The sequence below is a fragment of the Metamycoplasma hominis ATCC 23114 genome (genome assembly GCF_000085865.1).
GTDB classification, from domain to species: domain Bacteria; phylum Bacillota_I; class Bacilli_A; order Mycoplasmatales; family Metamycoplasmataceae; genus Metamycoplasma; species Metamycoplasma hominis.
In genome coordinates this window covers 154,741-172,531 of record NC_013511.1, presented here as the reverse complement: position 1 = coordinate 172,531, position 17,791 = coordinate 154,741, and the positions used below count along the sequence as shown (strand labels likewise).

At 27.7% G+C, this 17,791-nt stretch carries 20 protein-coding genes and 8 tRNA genes; 1 reads left to right on the top strand and 27 read right to left on the bottom strand.

Annotated features, from left to right (window positions below):
* Positions 1–2: 2 nt before the first annotated feature.
* From rpsG to MHO_RS00810, 6 genes are all read right to left on the bottom strand, one after another.
* Entirely contained in the window at positions 3–473 is a 471-nt protein-coding gene (rpsG, locus tag MHO_RS00835) for a 30S ribosomal protein S7 (RefSeq protein WP_012855423.1), read from the bottom strand.
* A gap of 30 nt (positions 474–503) precedes the next feature.
* The gene (gene rpsL, locus MHO_RS00830; RefSeq protein WP_012855422.1) at positions 504–920 is read right to left on the bottom strand and encodes a 30S ribosomal protein S12; all 417 of its coding nucleotides are present in this window, start codon (positions 918–920) and stop codon (positions 504–506) included.
* Positions 921–1,081: 161 nt separating this feature from the next.
* The gene (locus MHO_RS00825) at positions 1,082–1,681 is read right to left on the bottom strand and encodes a hypothetical protein (protein ID WP_012855421.1); all 600 of its coding nucleotides are present in this window, start codon (positions 1,679–1,681) and stop codon (positions 1,082–1,084) included.
* A 9-nt stretch (positions 1,682–1,690) separates the two neighbouring features.
* Positions 1,691–2,866, bottom strand: coding sequence for a hypothetical protein (locus MHO_RS05275; protein WP_012855420.1), 1,176 nt, complete (start codon positions 2,864–2,866; stop codon positions 1,691–1,693).
* Between the two features lie 42 nt (positions 2,867–2,908).
* Positions 2,909–3,874 carry a hypothetical protein gene (locus MHO_RS05270; RefSeq protein ID WP_012855419.1) on the bottom strand — a complete coding sequence of 322 codons (966 nt, stop codon included), beginning with the start codon at positions 3,872–3,874 and terminating at the stop codon, positions 2,909–2,911.
* A gap of 58 nt (positions 3,875–3,932) precedes the next feature.
* Positions 3,933–4,826, bottom strand: coding sequence for an RluA family pseudouridine synthase (locus tag MHO_RS00810; protein ID WP_012855418.1), 894 nt, complete (start codon positions 4,824–4,826; stop codon positions 3,933–3,935).
* Positions 4,827–4,866: 40 nt separating this feature from the next.
* Between MHO_RS00810 and MHO_RS00805 the strand changes: the two genes are divergently transcribed.
* Positions 4,867–5,223 carry a YigZ family protein gene (locus MHO_RS00805; protein WP_041359692.1) on the top strand — a complete coding sequence of 119 codons (357 nt, stop codon included), beginning with the start codon at positions 4,867–4,869 and terminating at the stop codon, positions 5,221–5,223.
* 19 nt (positions 5,224–5,242) lie between these two features.
* Here the strand turns inward: MHO_RS00805 and MHO_RS00800 are convergent, their stop codons facing one another.
* The 21 genes from MHO_RS00800 to infC form a co-directional block, all read right to left on the bottom strand.
* Positions 5,243–6,040, bottom strand: a complete 798-nt coding sequence (locus MHO_RS00800; protein WP_012855416.1) for a PQ-loop repeat-containing protein — start codon at positions 6,038–6,040, stop codon at positions 5,243–5,245.
* Positions 6,041–6,127: 87 nt separating this feature from the next.
* Positions 6,128–6,203: transfer RNA gene (locus tag MHO_RS00795), tRNA-Phe, on the bottom strand.
* Between the two features lies 1 nt (position 6,204).
* A tRNA-Asp gene (locus MHO_RS00790) sits at positions 6,205–6,281 on the bottom strand.
* A gap of 1 nt (position 6,282) precedes the next feature.
* A tRNA-Met gene (locus MHO_RS00785) sits at positions 6,283–6,358 on the bottom strand.
* Positions 6,359–6,364: 6 nt separating this feature from the next.
* A tRNA-Ser gene (locus MHO_RS00780) sits at positions 6,365–6,455 on the bottom strand.
* Between the two features lie 2 nt (positions 6,456–6,457).
* Positions 6,458–6,533, bottom strand: a tRNA-Ile gene (locus MHO_RS00775).
* Positions 6,534–6,557: 24 nt separating this feature from the next.
* Positions 6,558–6,634, bottom strand: a tRNA-Met gene (locus MHO_RS00770).
* A 4-nt stretch (positions 6,635–6,638) separates the two neighbouring features.
* A tRNA-Ala gene (locus MHO_RS00765) sits at positions 6,639–6,715 on the bottom strand.
* 5 nt (positions 6,716–6,720) lie between these two features.
* Positions 6,721–6,797, bottom strand: a tRNA-Pro gene (locus MHO_RS00760).
* A 146-nt stretch (positions 6,798–6,943) separates the two neighbouring features.
* Entirely contained in the window at positions 6,944–8,218 is a 1,275-nt protein-coding gene (gene obgE, locus MHO_RS00755) for a GTPase ObgE (protein WP_012855415.1), read from the bottom strand.
* 20 nt (positions 8,219–8,238) lie between these two features.
* Positions 8,239–9,804, bottom strand: a complete 1,566-nt coding sequence (gene metG / locus MHO_RS00750) for a methionine--tRNA ligase (RefSeq protein ID WP_012855414.1) — start codon at positions 9,802–9,804, stop codon at positions 8,239–8,241.
* A 22-nt stretch (positions 9,805–9,826) separates the two neighbouring features.
* Positions 9,827–10,609 (bottom strand): tRNA1(Val) (adenine(37)-N6)-methyltransferase, encoded by a 783-nt coding sequence (locus tag MHO_RS00745; RefSeq protein WP_012855413.1) that lies wholly within the window; start codon positions 10,607–10,609, stop codon positions 9,827–9,829.
* A gap of 104 nt (positions 10,610–10,713) precedes the next feature.
* Entirely contained in the window at positions 10,714–11,184 is a 471-nt protein-coding gene (gene greA, locus MHO_RS00740; protein ID WP_012855412.1) for a transcription elongation factor GreA, read from the bottom strand.
* Positions 11,184–11,903, bottom strand: a complete 720-nt coding sequence (locus tag MHO_RS00735; protein ID WP_012855411.1) for a BC85_0335 family putative methyltransferase — start codon at positions 11,901–11,903, stop codon at positions 11,184–11,186. The genes greA and MHO_RS00735 overlap by 1 nt, the downstream gene beginning before the upstream one ends.
* Positions 11,893–12,204 carry a hypothetical protein gene (locus tag MHO_RS00730; protein ID WP_012855410.1) on the bottom strand — a complete coding sequence of 104 codons (312 nt, stop codon included), beginning with the start codon at positions 12,202–12,204 and terminating at the stop codon, positions 11,893–11,895. The genes MHO_RS00735 and MHO_RS00730 overlap by 11 nt, the downstream gene beginning before the upstream one ends.
* Positions 12,197–12,631 carry a Holliday junction resolvase RuvX gene (ruvX, locus tag MHO_RS00725; protein ID WP_012855409.1) on the bottom strand — a complete coding sequence of 145 codons (435 nt, stop codon included), beginning with the start codon at positions 12,629–12,631 and terminating at the stop codon, positions 12,197–12,199. The genes MHO_RS00730 and ruvX overlap by 8 nt, the downstream gene beginning before the upstream one ends.
* Positions 12,619–15,282: an alanine--tRNA ligase gene (alaS, locus tag MHO_RS05265; protein ID WP_012855408.1), complete on the bottom strand. Its 2,664-nt coding sequence runs from the start codon at positions 15,280–15,282 to the stop codon at positions 12,619–12,621. The genes ruvX and alaS overlap by 13 nt, the downstream gene beginning before the upstream one ends.
* A 16-nt stretch (positions 15,283–15,298) precedes the next feature.
* Positions 15,299–16,411, bottom strand: a complete 1,113-nt coding sequence (gene mnmA / locus MHO_RS00715; RefSeq protein ID WP_012855407.1) for a tRNA 2-thiouridine(34) synthase MnmA — start codon at positions 16,409–16,411, stop codon at positions 15,299–15,301.
* Between the two features lie 98 nt (positions 16,412–16,509).
* Positions 16,510–16,869, bottom strand: a complete 360-nt coding sequence (gene rplT / locus MHO_RS00710) for a 50S ribosomal protein L20 (RefSeq protein ID WP_012855406.1) — start codon at positions 16,867–16,869, stop codon at positions 16,510–16,512.
* A 12-nt stretch (positions 16,870–16,881) separates the two neighbouring features.
* On the bottom strand, positions 16,882–17,070 hold the full coding sequence (gene rpmI / locus MHO_RS00705; RefSeq protein ID WP_012855405.1) for a 50S ribosomal protein L35: 189 nt from the start codon (positions 17,068–17,070) through the stop codon (positions 16,882–16,884).
* 26 nt (positions 17,071–17,096) lie between these two features.
* Positions 17,097–17,786 carry a translation initiation factor IF-3 gene (gene infC / locus MHO_RS00700; protein ID WP_012855404.1) on the bottom strand — a complete coding sequence of 230 codons (690 nt, stop codon included), beginning with the start codon at positions 17,784–17,786 and terminating at the stop codon, positions 17,097–17,099.
* Positions 17,787–17,791: the final 5 nt, after the last annotated feature.

Genomic DNA, 17,791 nt, shown 5'->3' with positions numbered 1-17,791 from the left:
TATTATCATCTAAAGTGAGCAAATGCTTTGTTAGATTCAGCCATTTTATGGGTATCTTCACGTTTCTTAATAGCTCCACCAACTTTGTTTGAGGCATCTATTAATTCATTTGCTAACTTTTCTTCCATAGTTTTATCGTTTCTTAATCTTGCATATTGAATAATTCATCTTAATGCTAAAGTTTGTTTTCTTTTTGCAGAAACTTCACAAGGAACTTGGTAGTTTGAACCACCAACTCTTCTTGATCTAACTTCTAGTTGTGGACTAACATTTTCTAATGCTAGATTAAATACTTCAACTGGTTCTTTTCCTGTTTTTGTTTTAATAATATCAAATGCACTGTATAAAATGTTTTCAGCAATAGATTTTTTACCATCTAACATAATGGTATTTACTAATTTAGTAATTATCTTAGAGTTAAAAACTGGATCTGCTAAGACATCTCTAACAGGCGCTTTATGTTTTCTTGACATATGATTTTCCTTTCTAATTTCTAACTATAATTAATTACTTTTTGGTTTTTTAGTTCCATAAATAGAACGAGCTTGCTTTCTGTTATTAACTCCGGCAGCATCTTGTGTTCCACGAACAATTGTGTATCTAACTCCGGGTAAATCTTTAACCTTACCTCCACGAATTAAAACAACACTGTGTTCTTGTAAATTGTGTCCTTCACCGGGAATATAGGCAGTAACTTCTTGACCATTTGATAATCTAACACGGGCATATTTTCTAATAGCTGAGTTAGGTTTCTTAGGTGTCATTGTTGCCACACGAGTACATACGCCACGCTTAAATGGTGCGGGCATAGCAGTTTCTTTTTTTTGTAAAGAGTTATACATTTTTCCTAAAGCAGGAGCTTTAGATTTTGTTGTTTTATCTTTACGGCCTTGTTTTACTAATTGTGCAACTGTAGGCATATTTTTTCCTTTCTAAAATTTAAATTATATATTGTATTTTTATATGGTCTTTGGTATTTTAATAGATAAATACTGTACAATTATACAACAACTAACCCGGTGTTTTTTAAAAAAATTAAACTTTTTTAAATAAAAACAAAAAATAAAAAAAGCAAGAAATTTTATTTTGAAATCATTACTTGCTTTTTTAAAATTTCATTATATTTTTTGTTTAAATCATCTAAAAATTTAATTGAATTTTTTAACTCTTCTTCGGAGGTTTTAATAGTTGGATCGGAAACTTTTGATAATTCTTGCTCTAAAATCTTGGCAAATTCATTTTTTTCTGGAAGAATACCAGAATTTTTAAATTGCTCCAAAATTAGCTGAGCTTTTACTTTTGAAATATAATATTCACTTGTCAATTTGGCCTTATTGTATTTTATATTCAAAAAATTATTTGCTACATCGCTGAATTTTTTAGTCATTTCTTGAATAAATTGATCCATATTAAAATCAGGTGTTATATCCATTTTTTTTAATGAAATTATAATTTTATTAAATTCTACTTCTAAATTTCTAACATCAGGATCATCATCATTTTTAAAAAATGATTCAAATTTTTGTAAATAATTTAGCATTTGATTTTTTGCTATTGTGATCATATCCAATTTTATTTCTTCAATATCTTTTTTTGAACACGAAACCATAGTTGCTGGTACAAGGGCTACGGGTAATGCTAATGTTGATAAAAATAAAATTCTTTTGTGTTTCTTAGTCATTACAATCTCTTATTTAAGTTCTTCATTTTCTTTAATTGATGCAAAAAATTTAGTTTCTAAATATTGCCCATATTCATTTAAAAATTCATTCATTGGTTTTTCTAAAATTGTCTTGCCGTTATCAATGGTATAAATAACTGATGTATTTGTGTTATAAAATAGATCTTCAATATCAGAATCACGATATGTAAGTCATGTATTCTTTTGAGTTTGTTGATATGCAGGATCTTGTGATCTTTGCAAATAAACATATTCATCATATTTTTCTTGAAATTCTTTTTTAGACATGGTTATATTTTTATCTGCTTCTCTAATAATTTTAACCTTTTTATCCATATCATTCATTCAAGCAATTTCTTTTAAAATTAGAGAATTTTTTTGTGATTCAGGATCTTTATTATTTATGTTGTCTAGATATTTTTCAAGATTATCTTCCATTTCATTTTTTCCTTCAATTACTTCAAGAGATTCATTAAAATATCTAATTTTGAATGTTTGATTTAAATAATTCTTATAACGCTTAAATAATTCAATACTTGACATTTTGTTATAAAAATCAATAAATTTTGCTAACACTCTAGGAGCTAATGGGTTGTGTGATTCCATTGCTTTAATATCTAGTTTAATATTTTCAGGGGCATTTAAATCATTTAATTCTTTGGATTTTTTATACTTCAAAGAAATAAGCTCATCTTCTAAATTTTTTTTATTAACAAACTTAGCTTCTTTAAATGAAACAAAATAAATTGCTAATAGTGATAAATTAATTGATATTATTAAAACAATTGAAAGCGCAATTACTGCTATAAACAACGCTAGAAACGAAGACTTACCTAACGTTGAGCTTGCTGAAAAATGTTTAACTATTGATATTATAGAAATGATAATTGAAACTAAAGAAATTATGTTAGCTAATATAAAATTAAAAACTGCTGAGGATTTAATGTTAAAGCCTTGTATATAGGCACTAACAAGATCGTCTTTTAAAATAGATTTAGTTTTAGCAATGCTACGTTTAAAATTAACAAAAAATTTTATTGCTAGATATAGAGAAAATAAAATTAATATAATGCAAACTAATGCAGGAATTCATAATTTTTGATCACCATTTTTTATTGGACTAGCAGGAGAATTTTGTGAAAAAAAAGTAAAAATATGTTGTTTTAATGATGTTTGATTATTCATTGTTTTTTCCTTGTTAAATAGTAATTATAAAATTACAAAAAATTAATTGCTGGTTTGACTTCCATCGTTGTTGTCTTCATCGGAATTATCAGGTTTTGATTGTTGATTTTGAGACTTGGCTGATTGTTCAAAAATATCGCTAATTTTTGAAATCAATTGTTCTCTTGAAAATGTTTCAATTCCAAAAATATTTAATTTTTTAGCCATATTTTGCAATTGTTCATCATTTAATTGTTCTAATTTACTACGATATTCAATTGATTTTGAATCTTCTTCTTTGTTTAAATCTTCAGATTTGTTTTCATCGGTTTTTTGATTTGAATCAAATGTATTATTGGTATTTAGTGTTGGTTCAGGAGATTCTTGACCATAGAAATATGATCTTAAAATATCATCCATTGAACTTGAGTTATTTAATGCCTTAAATGCTAAATTTCTTTTTAAAATTAAAAATAATTTTGCAACATAAGAACATTTTAAAAACACAGCAAAATATGAAACTATATATAACAATGTTGCCACTAAATTTAAAATTTTATTTACTTGTCAAATTGCTAACGAAAATGATTGAAATCCAGAAAAGATTAATGTTATTATTTCATAAATAATTACAAATAAATATAATGTTGTTAAAATCCTTGAATAAGCAGAAAAATCTTTGTTTTTGGCAACCAATGCTATGGAAACAATATGTCAAACATAAACCGCAATTAAAATTACAAGTAAAACGCCTGACATTGCCAAAGATTTTACATATTCATTATTGGCTAGTGCGAATACATCTCCTTGAAAATTTGGATTTAATTTTTGGATTTGGCCAAAAAGTTCAGCATATTTATTCAAATAGTTTTGTTTTTCAACTGCAAATTGAATAAAAGAAGCAATTACAAATATTAAAATTGTTGCAAATAAAACGCTTCATGCAATGAATCAAGCCCAAAAAACTTTTTTGTTCTTTGTATATAATTCATTTGTAGAATTATATTCATTTATGTTTATTGATTTCATTAAAACTCCTTTTATATTTAATAATTATATTTTAAATTGCAATTTAATTTAGGTTTTTTTATTCGCCAGTTATTTCTTTTTTCATAATTTCAGGCATTTCTGCTTCAAAATGTTTATTGTTTCCATTTAAATCAACAAAATCTAAAGCAAATGCATGAAGCCTTTGATTGAAATCATCAATTTTGTGACCATAAATTGGATCGCCATAAACAGGATGTTTAATATATGCTAAGTGAACTCTAATTTGGTGAGTACGACCAGTTTTTAAATTACATTTAACCAATGAAAAATCTTTATTATTCATTTTAAAATATTTGACAACATTTACTATTGTATAAGCAGGTTTTGAATTTGTTTCACTAACAGCATATTTTTGGCGATTTTTAGTATCTCTGCCTATTGGAAGTTCAATATGTAATTCTTCATTTGCAATCTTGCCTTCAACAATAGCATAATAGCTCCTTTTAATTTCATGTGTTTTTAAAAGAGAAGCAAAGTAGTTATGCGCTTTATTATTTTTAGCAATTAATAATAAGCCACTAGTATCTTTATCGATTCTGTGAACAACCCCCATACGTAATAAGCCATTAACATCACTTAAATTATTTTTAAAATGATACATCAAAGCATTGACTAATGTATTATCATGATGTCCAGGAGCTGGGTGAACAACTAACCCTGATGGCTTATTAATTATTAAATAATCATCGCATTCATAAACTATATCTAAATGAATGTTTTGAGGTTCAACCTTTATTTGTTTATCTAATAATCTTTCAATTAAAATTTCATCGCCTTCTTTAACAACGAATTTAGGTTTATTTATCTTTATTGAATTTACAAATACTGCGCCATTTTCAATCAATTCCTTAATATCGTTTCTTGAAATCTCACTATTATTAGCAACATATTTATCTATTCTGTCTGAATAATTTGAAATAATTTTTAACATGTTAGTAATTATATACAATAATTTTTATTATAATAAAACTATGGCAACTTTAGAAATTAAAAAGTCTAAATTTATTTCTTATAAATTTAATATTAAAAGTAAAGATGATGTGAAACTTTTAAAAGAGCAATTAAAAAATCAACATCAAAAAGCAAGACATATAGTTTATGCTTATTTAGTTATTGAAAATGGCGTTCAAAGTGGTGGAATGAGTTATGATGGTGAACCATCAGGAACAGCAGGCAAACCTTTATATTTTTTACTAGAAAGAAATAAATTAAATAATTGTGTGTTGTTTGTAGTTAGATATTTTGGCGGAATAAAATTAGGCGCTAGCAAATTAATTAGAGCATATTCTAAAGTTGCAAATGATGAAATTAAAAGTAGCAATCAGTAATTTGCTACTTTTAATTTGATTAATTTTGATTGATAACGTTAACCATTGCTTGCTTTTGTTGTTTTTTGTGCTTAATATCAAAGTGTAATGTAACTCCAAATTGGAAAGCAAACATTCCTAATGCTAGTAATTGTCAAACTAGTCCCCCGATAAATCCTGGCATACTATTAAGAGCTGCTTGATCCACGCCAAACTTCGAATAAACAATATTTAATGAGAAATACAATATTCAAAAAGTATTATTTAGCATATAAACAAGAGCCATTCATGGGCTTAAACTTATTTCTTCTTTTTTAATTAAACTAACAATTAATCCAGGGAAAAATGCTGCACTTGTAAAGGCGGGACATATTAGTCCAAATGCAAGTTGTGCATTACCCGGAAGAACAGGAATAATTGAATTATCGGGATAAAATTTACCAAATTTCAACTTTTGATATACCGTAACAAAAAATAAGCACAAGAAAATTAATGAAATAACTTGATTAATGCTTATTCCAACAATAGCCCTTATTAACATTTTTTTAGTTAATTTTTCATAATATCAATACAAGTAAAATACTGTAAAGGATGTTATTGTAACACATGCAAAGTTTGATAGGAATAAATATCATGAATTTTCGCTAGAAGTAAATACTCCTAAAACTAGTCACGCTAAAATTCCATAATAAAAAACTCAAAATGCTGCAAAACTAACTTTGCCCGTGTTTTTTGTTTTTTTTAATCTAATTAATTGTGGAATTACTAAACAAATCGTTACAATTGAACCAAAAATTCCAAATAATTGAATTGCAATTTTTATACTATTAATATTCATAACATGTATTATTATACTTTACTTTTTTTATCTTTTATTAAACATAAAAAATAAAAAAACACCCTAAGGTGTTAGTCATCTCTGAAATGGTGGCTCCGACAGGAATCGAACCAGTGACACACGGAGCTTCAGTCCGTTGCTCTACCAACTGAGCTACAGAGCCATGGCGGTCCAGACGAGAATTGAACTCGCGATCTCTTCCGTGACAGGGAAGCGTATTAAACCACTTTACCACTGGACCATGGTTGCGGAGATTGGATTTGAACCAATGACCTTTGGGTTATGAGCCCAACGAGCTGCCGCCTGCTCTACTCCGCTATATAATGGCGGGCAATGAGGGATTTGAACCCCCGCGGGCCGTAAAGCCCCTGGCAGTTTTCAAGACTGCTCCCTTCAGCCTCTTGGGTAATTGCCCAATGGTGGACCCAACAGGACTCGAACCTGTAACCGACCGGTTATGAGCCGGTTGCTCTAACCATTGAGCTATGGGTCCGTAGCCCGTTAGGCTTGTTGCATTTGGTAGCACCGAAGAGAATCGAACTCTTGACCTTCCGGGTATGAACCGGACGCTCTAACCGACTGAGCTACAGTGCCATAATGGTGGAGAGGAAGGGACTCGAACCCTCTACCTCCTGCGTGCAAGGCAGGCGCTCTGGCCAGGTGAGCTACCCCCCCATAAATGGTGAGGAAGACAGGATTCGAACCTGCGACCGCTTGAGCCCAAGTCAAGTGCTCTACCAAGCTGAGCTACTTCCCCACAATTGTTGTTTATAAATAAATACTTATTGCTTTTGCTTAATGCTTAATTATTATATATTATTTTTTTAAAAGTTTTAAAATTAAAATTTTTTTTATTACATAGTAATATACAATTTTTAAAAAATAATAAAATCTTGACAAATTTTAAAATTCTTCAGCATTCCAAATAAATTCATAATCATGAATTTTTATTGTAGAACCATCTTTAATATTATTTTGTTTTATTAATTCAAATACACCTAATGCTTTTAATTTGGCATTAAATCTTCATAAATTATCTAATGAAATCACTGGTATCTTATTATATATATTATCTATATCATCACCAAACAATTCATATGTTTCATTATCAATTTTTTTAATTTGAATAGGTTTTTTATTTAATGTTATTTTTACAATGTTTTGACTTTCATGAATTTGTTGAACAGCGATTGAATCTTTAGCAGATTGCAATGTTTCAAACAAGTAGCCTTTTAATTCATCTAAATTTTCAGCCATTAATGCTGAATATTCAAATACATTTATATTTGGATATTTTTCTTTAAATTTTGATAAGTTTAGTGAAAAAGCCGGTAGATCTTTTTTGTTTGCTATTACTACTTGTGGTAATTTTTCAAGCAACAAATTATATGATTTTAATTCATTATTAATTATTTCATAATCATCTATTGGATTCTTTTCTTCGCTACCAAAATCAATAACATGAGCAATAATTTTACATCTTTCAATATGCTTTAAAAATTGAATTCCAAGGCCCTTGCCCAAATGAGCATTTTCAATAAGTCCTGGTAAATCGGCTACAACGTATGAGTTGTCAAAATATTTTACCAAACCTAGTTGAGGAACCAATGTAGTAAAATCATAATCTGCAATTTTAGGCTTTGCATTAGATATTTCGCCTAAAATAGTGCTATTGCCAGCACTAGGTTTTCCAACAAAGCCAACATCTGCTAAAACCTTTAAAACTAAGTGAAGTTCAAATTTTTGACCAGGTGTACCATTTTCACATATTCTAGGAGCAGTGTTAGTACTAGATTTAAATCTAGGATTTCCTTTGCCACCGTGTCCACCTTTTGCTATTAAGTATTTCTCTTGGCTAACTACATCGGCTATTAAATCATCGCCATTATAAACCATTGTTCCAAGTGGAACTTTTACAATTAAATCTTGGCCATCAGCCCCATATTGATTTTTTGGCCTTCCATTTTCTCCTGATTCAGCGACCAATTTATTTTGATAATAAAATGGTAGAAGTGTATTTTGGCCAGGATCACCTACAAAATAAACATCGCCACCATCGCCACCATCGCCACCATCAGGACCACCTTTGTCAACATTAGCTTCTCTTCTAAAACTAATTATGCCGTCGCCACCTTTGCCAGCTATTACTATTACATTTGTTTCATCTATAAATTTCATGAACTAATTTTACCAATAATTTAATTATTTGGTTTTATCCTTTCAAATAAAATATTAGGTTTAGAAAACTTTTTGTTATCAAATTTAAAATAATTAAACAACATTTTTTCAGAGAATTCAGACAATTGCAAATCATTTAATAAAATGCTACATTTTTCTTTTAAAACAACGCTTAACATCATATTAACTGCATAAATTCCATTCAACAATGTATTTAAAACCACATTTAATCTTGGCAAATTTTCTTTTAATTTTCAAGGTTCGTTTTTATCGATATATTCATTTAAAAACTTACTTAATTCAATTGCTCTTTTTAAAGCTTTATCAGCATTAAAATTGTCAAAATATTTTTTATAATCATTGTATGCATTTTCTATTTCTGAATAAACATTTTTATCTAATGAATTCAATTGATTTGGACAATAAGTTGTACCATTTTCAAAATTTAACATTACCATTTTAAAGGTTCTATTGGCTAAATTACCAAAATTATTTGCTAAATCAGCATTTAATACATTAATAAGTAATTCTTCACTAAAACTAAAATCATTGTCAATATTTATTTGCGATGCGAAAAAATACTTAACGGGTTCTGCCCCATATTTTTCAATTAAAGGAATTGGCTCAATAACATTGCCTTTTGATTTTGACATTTTTCCTTCAGGGGTAACAATTCATGAGTGAATTACTAATTTTGTTGGTAAATTAAGATCCAAAGATTTTAAAAATATAGGTCAATATATCGCATGAAATCTTGAAATTTCTTTAGCTAATAAATGAACTCTTTCATTACCATTTACCCAAAATTTATTATATAACTCTTGGCCTAGGTAATTATTGTATCCCAATGCTGATAAATAGTTAAATAAAGCATCTAATCAAACATAAATAATGTGTTGCTTTTCAGCATCTTTAGTTTCTATTTTAATTCCCCAGTCAAAAGAAACTCTTGTTATCGAAAGATCCTCTAATCCTTTATTAATAAAATTATTCATTAATTCTTTATATGTTGCTTTATTGGTAATGAAATCAGGATTTTGTTCGAAATATGACTTTATTCAAGGAGTAAATTTTGACATATTAAAGAAATAACTTTCTTCTTTTACTTCTTGAAGTTCATGTCCTGAAATTGGGTGGTAAAATTTTCCATCTTTCGATATTGCTTGAGTTTTAGTTAAAAATTCTTCATCGCTAATTGAATATAAGCCTTCATATTTAGATTTATAAATATAGCCTTTTTGTTCCATTAAATAAAAAACTTTTTGAATTGTTTCAATATGATAATCGTCAGTTGTACGAATATATTTGTCATAATCAATTTTTAATAATTTTCATAAATCAACGAACTTTTGAGATTGAATATCTACGTATTCTTTTGGAGTAATATTTTGTTCAAGAGCTTTTTTTTGAATCTTTTGACCATGTTCATCAATTCCAGTAATAAACAAGGTTTCATATCCTTGTTGTTTTTTGTAATTTCTATATACTGAAGCTAATGTAGTAGTCAATAAATGTCCTATGTGAAGATTACCACTTGGATAATAAATTGGTGTGGTAATATAAAATGTCTTTTTATTATTATTCATATTTTCCTTTCAATGTTTATATTTAAAAATTTGATTTTTTTGGTTTATATAATTCTTTTACTTTTTGGCTATAACTGTGATCATTTTTATCTTCATTATGTAAATAAATATTACTTTCAAAATATGTTCCTCAACCTGAATTAAATCTAGCTTCAACTAAACAGAATTTTGGTAAATCAGTGATTCTTGGATAAACTAATTGAATTCTTTTTGGTTCAAAATTGTATTTTCTTAGCAAACAAATTAAATCAATATATCTTGCCATTGGCAAAACAATTGCTAAGTATCCTTTTTGTTCAATAATTCTTGCACTATTAGCAACTAATTGTTCTAAATTTAAATTTATTTCATGTGTTGCTAGTTTTTGTTCAAGAGTTGAGTTTTTTCTTTGTTGATTATAATCTTCATTGTAGTAAGGCGGATTAGCAACAATTAAATCGTATTTTTTGGCTAATTTATTACCACAGTCGTATGCCTTTTGATTAGCCCACATCCGAAAATCGCCTTCAATAAGATTAATTTGATTTTCAAGTTTGTTTAAAATAATATTTTTTCTTGCAAGTTCAACAGCTTTGCTTTGGATTTCAATAGCATCAATGTTCAAACGTTTATCTCTTGCAGCAATAAAAATAGAAAGGGCTCCATTATTCGTGCCTACTTCCAAAATATTTCTTACTTTTCTGTTTATTGATACAAAATTGCCGAGTAAAATAGTATCAACAGAGTAATTAAACATTGATTTATCTTGATATACAAATAAATCTCCGCTATATCCTAAATTATTTTTAACAACTTCATTTTTCATTATTAGATATTATAAATTAATGTGTGAAATTGTTTCATTAAATAAAATATTTTATTTTATAAAATAACAATAAAAAATATTTGCACAGTGCAAATATTTTTAAATTATAAAATTGATTCAATTTTAACTTTATATTTTTTAGGAGCTTCAACTTCAATCACTTGTCCGACTTTTTTGCCATTTAATGCAATTGCAAGCGGTGAGGTATTTGAAATTTTATTGTTGAATGGATCGGCATCTAATGCACCAACAATTTTAACTTCGCTTATTTCGTTTGTGTTTATATTTATTAATTTTACAGTTGAACCAATTCTAATTGTATGAGTTGATGTTGATTTAATAATTTCAACATTTTCAAGAATATGTTGAATTTCTAAAATTTCATTTTCAATAGCAGCTTGTTTATCACGAGCTGAGTCATATTCAGCATTTTCTGACAAGTCACCTTGATTTCTTGCTTCTTTAATTTCTTCAATAACTTGAGGTCTTGCAACTTCTTGTAAATATTTTAATTTTTCTTGATATTGCTTTAAACTTTCTTCTGTTAAATAAATCTTATTATCATTATTAGCCATTATTGTTGCTCCTTAGAATTTTCATTGTTTGAATTCATATTGTTTTTTGCTAAAAGTATAACATTTTTATTACTAATTTTAACAGTTTCGTATCTTAAATTATTATCTAAAATAACATTTTTTTGATTTTTAAAGTCTTTTATAGTCTTAAACGAAACAATTAGCATACCTCTATCACTTAAATAAGGTAAATTTGAATTAATTTGTTGTTCTATTGAAAGATCATCACATAAAGATATTATCATATCTGAAGGATTATAAATTTCATCAGCATAATTTAATCTAGATAAATCTAAATCTTGATTTTCGTTTTGAATATTTGAACCTTGCTTTTGAATTAAATATTGATTTTTTGAATAAACATTAGCCATAGATAATGCTGCTATTGAAATTGAAGCATAGTCATTTTTTTCAATAAGACTAACGTTTAGAAAATTATTCAAATATATTGTATTAATTAAAAACGCAATCAAATGGTCGCCTAAAACATTATCATAATATTTTTTAATGCCACTCAAAACAATTCCATAATTTGGATTTTTTGTTTTTAAATTTTGTAGTTCTCGTTCTTCACTTGATGTTATTGTGCTTTTTAAGAAATGTCTACGTGCTAAAATAGTTATTAACAAAATTACACACATTAAAATAAATACAACGACGACAGAGATTATTAAACCTAATTTTGTATTAGCGCTAAATATTGAACCCTTATGCTTCATTTTCACCCTGATCGTTGCCAATTAATTTCTTCATTAAATCTGATTTTCCATCTTTATCTAAAACAAAATTATTTTCTGCAAATTCCATTGTCAAATCAACAAGAATGTCAATTTCACCTTCATCTGTTACTTCGATTAAATTTTGATCTTGTTCTTTAGCAAAAATAATCGCGTCATAATCTGTTAAAACAAGATAATGTTCGCCGTTTTCTTCAATATCAAAAATAACATAAAGTTTTTCGCCATCGCTTGTAGTCAATTGCCTATCAACTACATCTAAATTAATAATATTTTTATTCATATTTAATTCCTTTTAAATAATCTTCTAATATAAGTTGCGCTGCTAGTGAATCTTTCTTTGATTTAGATTTTTTAGTGTTTCATCCAGCGCTCTGCAATATTTCTTGAGCTCCAATAGTGCTTTGTCTTTCGTCTTGAAATACAACTGGAATATCAACAACTTTTTTTAATCTTTCTCCAAATCTTTCAACCATATATGTTCGTTGACTTTTTGATAAATCCATTCTTAAGGGATATCCTAAAACTATTGTACCAATTGAACCTTGATATTCACTTTTGTTTAAATAATGTAACACTTTTTCAATAACTAAGTTAAAATGGTTCAATTCAAATCTAAAATTTTCAAGTCCACTTGCAATTATATTATTAGGATCACTTATTGCAAAGCCACAACTTTTTGTGCCTAAATCCAATGCTAAAATTCGCATAAATTGCTCTTAATAATTTCAATAATTTCTTCTTGTTTCAAGTTTGAAGCCAATGAACCTTGAGAAATTATTGCATTTCCACCACCATGAATATTTAAAACCTTGCCCAAGTTTTTAAATATTGCATTTGAATCATATTTTTTAGATGCTACTGCAAAATAATATGAATCTTGTTTGCTCTTGTTTAAGATAATAATAATTGAATCAGGATTTGCTTCTCTTAATGAGATTGAAACTTTTTTAATTAATGATTGTTCTATGTTAATTAATAAGAATACTTTTTTATCGTTGATGGTTTCATAATTATACAAACTTAAATCAACATCTTCTGATTGTTTTTGTTTTAATAATGCTCGATAATCGTTTCTTAATTTTTCTTCGCACTTATCATATTCTTCAAGTAATTCTTCTAAATCAGATGTCTTATTAGAAATAATTTCCTTTGTATATTTAAAGTTATAGCCTTCATTTAGTTTTTGATTATTTTTAATTAATGTATCCAATATTTTTTGTTTTTCTTGAATTTCTGATAATAAATATTTTCTTACTAAATCATATGAAGTAACTACTCTAAGTCTATATATTCCTGTACCTTTTGAATCAACGGCAACTATTTTAAAATCTTCAATTATACCTGAATGAGGAACGTGTGTTCCACCACATAAATCTTTGGTAATACCTTCAAATTCAACAACTCTTATATAATTTGCATCATGATATTCTGATTCATCAATTGTCATGTATGCGCCCATTTCTTCTGCTTTTTTAAGCGAAGTTATTATGTAATTACGTTTTACATCTCTAGCAATATATTGCCTCATTTTATGTTCAATTAATTTTATCTCTTCTTTAGTTGGCCTATGATCAAGACCGAAATCAAATGTAAAATGTTCATATGTAATATTCGAACCTAATTGCTTGATAATTTCGTTTGGATATGTTTCTCTTAATGCACTAAACATCAAGTGAGTTGAAGAGTGATTTCTTGCAAAATTAATACGTTTATCTTCATCAACAAAACATTGAACTGGTTCATTTGAATTTATTTTGCCTTTTACAACATGAACATGATTTCAATATTTGTCTTTAAATACATCTAAAACTTCAATTCTGTTATTTCCTTGTAAAATGTAACCTTCATCATGATTTTGGCCACCACTTGTAGCATAGAAAGGAGTTTTATCTAATATTAAATAAGAAACTTCATCTTCGCCCGCATTATTTATTTTTTCTTCGCTATTTAATAAATATAAAATTTTTGAAGTTGTTTTAGTGTGATCATATCCCACAAATTCAGATATCTTATCAGTTATTAATGAAAGTGAATTAATAACTTTTTGCATTCCGGCTTCAATATTTCCTCTTGATTTTTCTTGGTGTTGCTTTAAAAATTCGTTAAATTCATTCATATCGATGTCAATGTTTTTTTCTTGTAGAATTTCTCTTGTTAGTTCAATAGGAAAGCCATATGTGTCAAACATTTTAAAGGCTATTTTAACATCGATAGTACCATTTTTTTCAATTTCTTGATTTAATAGTTTTTCGCCTTCATTAATAGTCTTAGCAAAAAGATTTTCTTCATCCAAAATAACTTTTTTAACTTCTTCAACATCAATGTCATAAATTAATGAATCTTTAACTATTTGAACAAGTTCATATAAAAATGCTTTTTGAGTTATGCCAAGAGAAATACCGGCCCTATATGCTCTTCTTATTAGACGTCTAATAATATAACCACGACCAATATTTGAAGGTTTAACACCGTCACTTATTGCATTAACTGAAGCTCTAATGTGATCAGCAATTATTTTAAATTGGGTGTTAATTTTCATTTGAATTGGTTCTTTTGTAAAATAGTTATTAATATCATAATGTTTGTTTGTTAATTTTTCTGTCGCATGAATTATTGGTAAAAATAAGTCAGTATCAAAATTAGTTGGAGCATCTTGCAAGATTGATGTTATTCTTTCAAGCCCTGCACCAGTATCAATATTCTTTGTTGCTAATTCGGTGTAATTGTTTTCACCATCATTATTAAATTGTGAAAATACGATATTTCAAATTTCAATATATCTATCATTTTCAATATCGTTTTCTAGCAATTCAATGCCACGGGTATCATACTTTGTCCCACGGTCATAAAAAATTTCGGTATCAGGGCCACATGGTCCTTGGCCAACATCTCAGAAGTTTGTATCTCTACTGCCTTTTATCATATGCGAAGGATCAATACCATTTGAAATTCAATAATTATAAGTGTCTTTATCTTCTGAATAATAAGTTATATAAATATTTTGTTTATTTAGTTTTAGAACATTAAAAATAAATTCATATCCAAAAGCAATTGCTTCTTTTTTAAAATAATCGCCTATTGAAAAGTTACCAAGCATTTCAAAAAATGTATGGTGTCTTGCTGTTATTCCAACATTTTCAATATCATTTGTTCTAATTGATTTTTGAGAATTGGTAATTCTTTTAGCAGGAGGTATTTTTTTACCACTAAAATAATCTTTTAATGTTGCAACTCCTGAGTTAATTCATAACAAAGAAGGGTCATTTTGTGGTATCAAAGATTTTGAAGGTACCACTAAATGTCCTTTAGATTTAAAGAAATCTAATCACATTTTTCTAATTTCTTTTGAAGTTAACATTCTATTTTCCTTTCCTTTATAAAAACGTTTTTAATTCATTATTTAAATAAATTTTGTCAATTATTGCTCCACCAACGACTTTATTTCCATCATATATTACAACTTGTTGGCCAGGGGTTACTGCTTCGGTATTTGGATAGCAAACCTCTATTTTATTGCCATCTAAAATTTTTAAAGTTATTTTGATATCCTTTTGTCTATAACGAAACTTAGCAGTTAAATTGGCAAAATTAAATTCTTTTGAAATTTGATTAAAATTTGTTGCAATTAATTTATTTGACATTAAATAGTCAATATGGTCATCGTTTGTTACATAAATTTCTTTTTTTGAAAGATTATGACCTACTACAAAATATGGTTTTTCATACCCGCCAAGATTCAAGCCTTTTCTTTGGCCTATAGTATAATACATCGCACCAATATGTTTTCCAACCACTTTCCCGCTAAATATATCAATAATATTACCCGGTTGAGCAGGAATATAATTTTCTAAAAATTTTGTGAAGTGTCTTTCACCTATAAAGCAAATTCCTGTTGAATCTTTTTTCATAGCGGTTGACAAGTTTAATTGTTTTGCAATTTCTCTTACTTCTGGTTTGGTAATATTAGCCAATGGAAAAATTACTTTTTTAAGTTGGTCAGGGCTTAATTGCGCTAAAAAGTAAGATTGGTCTTTATTATCATCTTGCGCCCGAAATAATTCTCCGTCAATAGCATTTGCATAATGCCCCATAGCAATATAATCGGCTTTTAATTCTTTAAAGGCATAATCAGAAAAAGCTTTAAATTTTATAAATTTATTACAAAAAATATCAGGGTTGGGAGTTCTACCTTTTTTATATTCATCAATTAGGTAATTGAATACATTTTCTCAATATTCCTTAACAAAATCAATTCTATATAATTGAATATTTAATTGGCTTGCAACCGCTTTTGCATCTAAATAATCTTGCTCTTGTGGGCAAATATTTTGAGTTATATTTTCATTTCCTAAAATATCATTGTTTAAAAATGAATCTCAATTTCTCATGAACAAACCAACAACGTCATATCCTTGTTTTTGTAGCAAATATCCACAAACACTAGAATCAACTCCACCGCTCATTCCTAATACCACTCTTTTTTTCATCTTCCTCCATTACGCAATATAAATAAAATTATAAAGAACTTAATTAATTTATTAATAAATTATTAATAAATATAATAAAAAATAAATCCATTACAGATTTATTTTTTTGCTAAAGCTGATTTTGCTTGATCTACTAATTTAGCAAATGATGTAGGATAATTAATTGCTAATTCAGATAACATTTTTCTATTTACTAACACGTTAGCTTCTTTAAGACCTTCAATTAATCTTGAATAGGTAATTCCTAGTGGTCTTGCAGCTGCGTTAATACGAGCAATTCATAATTTTCTGAATTCACGTTTAACTTGTTTTCTGTCTCTAAATGCATATGTCCATGATTTAACAACTGCTTGTTTAGCTACTTTATATCCTATTGATTTGTGTCCTCAATATCCTTTAGCTAATTTTATTCATTTTGCACGTCTTCTTCTTGTTACAATTCCGCCTCTAGTACGCATAATTTATCCTTTCTAAATTAATTCTTTATATCTTTTAAAATCTGAACTTGATAAAGTTGTTGCTTTACGAGCGTGACGTTTTTGTTTTGTTGTTTTGTTTTGTGCTAAATGTGATCTAAACGCTTGTCCACGTTTTACTTTTCCTGATTCAGTGATTGAAATTCTTTTTTTCAAACCGCTTTTGGTTTTCATTTTTGGCATTTTATTCTCCTTATGCTATTGAAGGTTTAGTTATCTTTTTTATTGGTTAATGTATCAACTTTTCGTTTATCTTTTTCTACATACATATCTAAAAATCTATCATTAACTAATGTTGCTTCTTTTGAAATTTTTGCAACATCTTCAATTAAGGCAAAGAACTTTTTTAATATTTCTTCCCCTAATTCGATTCTTGCTCTTTCTCTACCACGGAACTTAACTGAAACTTTAACTCTATTACCATCTAAAATAAATTCTCTAGTTTTGTTTGCCTTCGTTTTCAAATCATGATCACCAATCAATGGAGTTAAGCGAATTTCTCTGTTAACAGTAACTGCTTGTTTTTCTTTAACTTCTTTTTGGCGTTTTTTCTTATCATATTTAAATTTGCCATAATCTAATATTCTAACTATTGGCTTATTGTTTTCTATTGCAATTAAAACTAAATCCATATTATATTCAGATGCTTTTTCTAAAGCTTCTTCTTTGGTTAACACACCAATTTTTTCCCCACTAGGTCCTAGAACAAAAACTTTTTTGTATGGAATAGCATTGTTGATAACATGTTCTGACTTTGGTTTACGATTTGTTTGATTGTTATTTAAATCGTCTCCAATTTTTTGGTTATTGATAATAACTCCTCCTTCTTTTATAAATAAAAAAGTGGTATTAATCCACTTCCCAAAAACTACAAATTCTTTATTGTAGCAACCCAGCAAAAAAT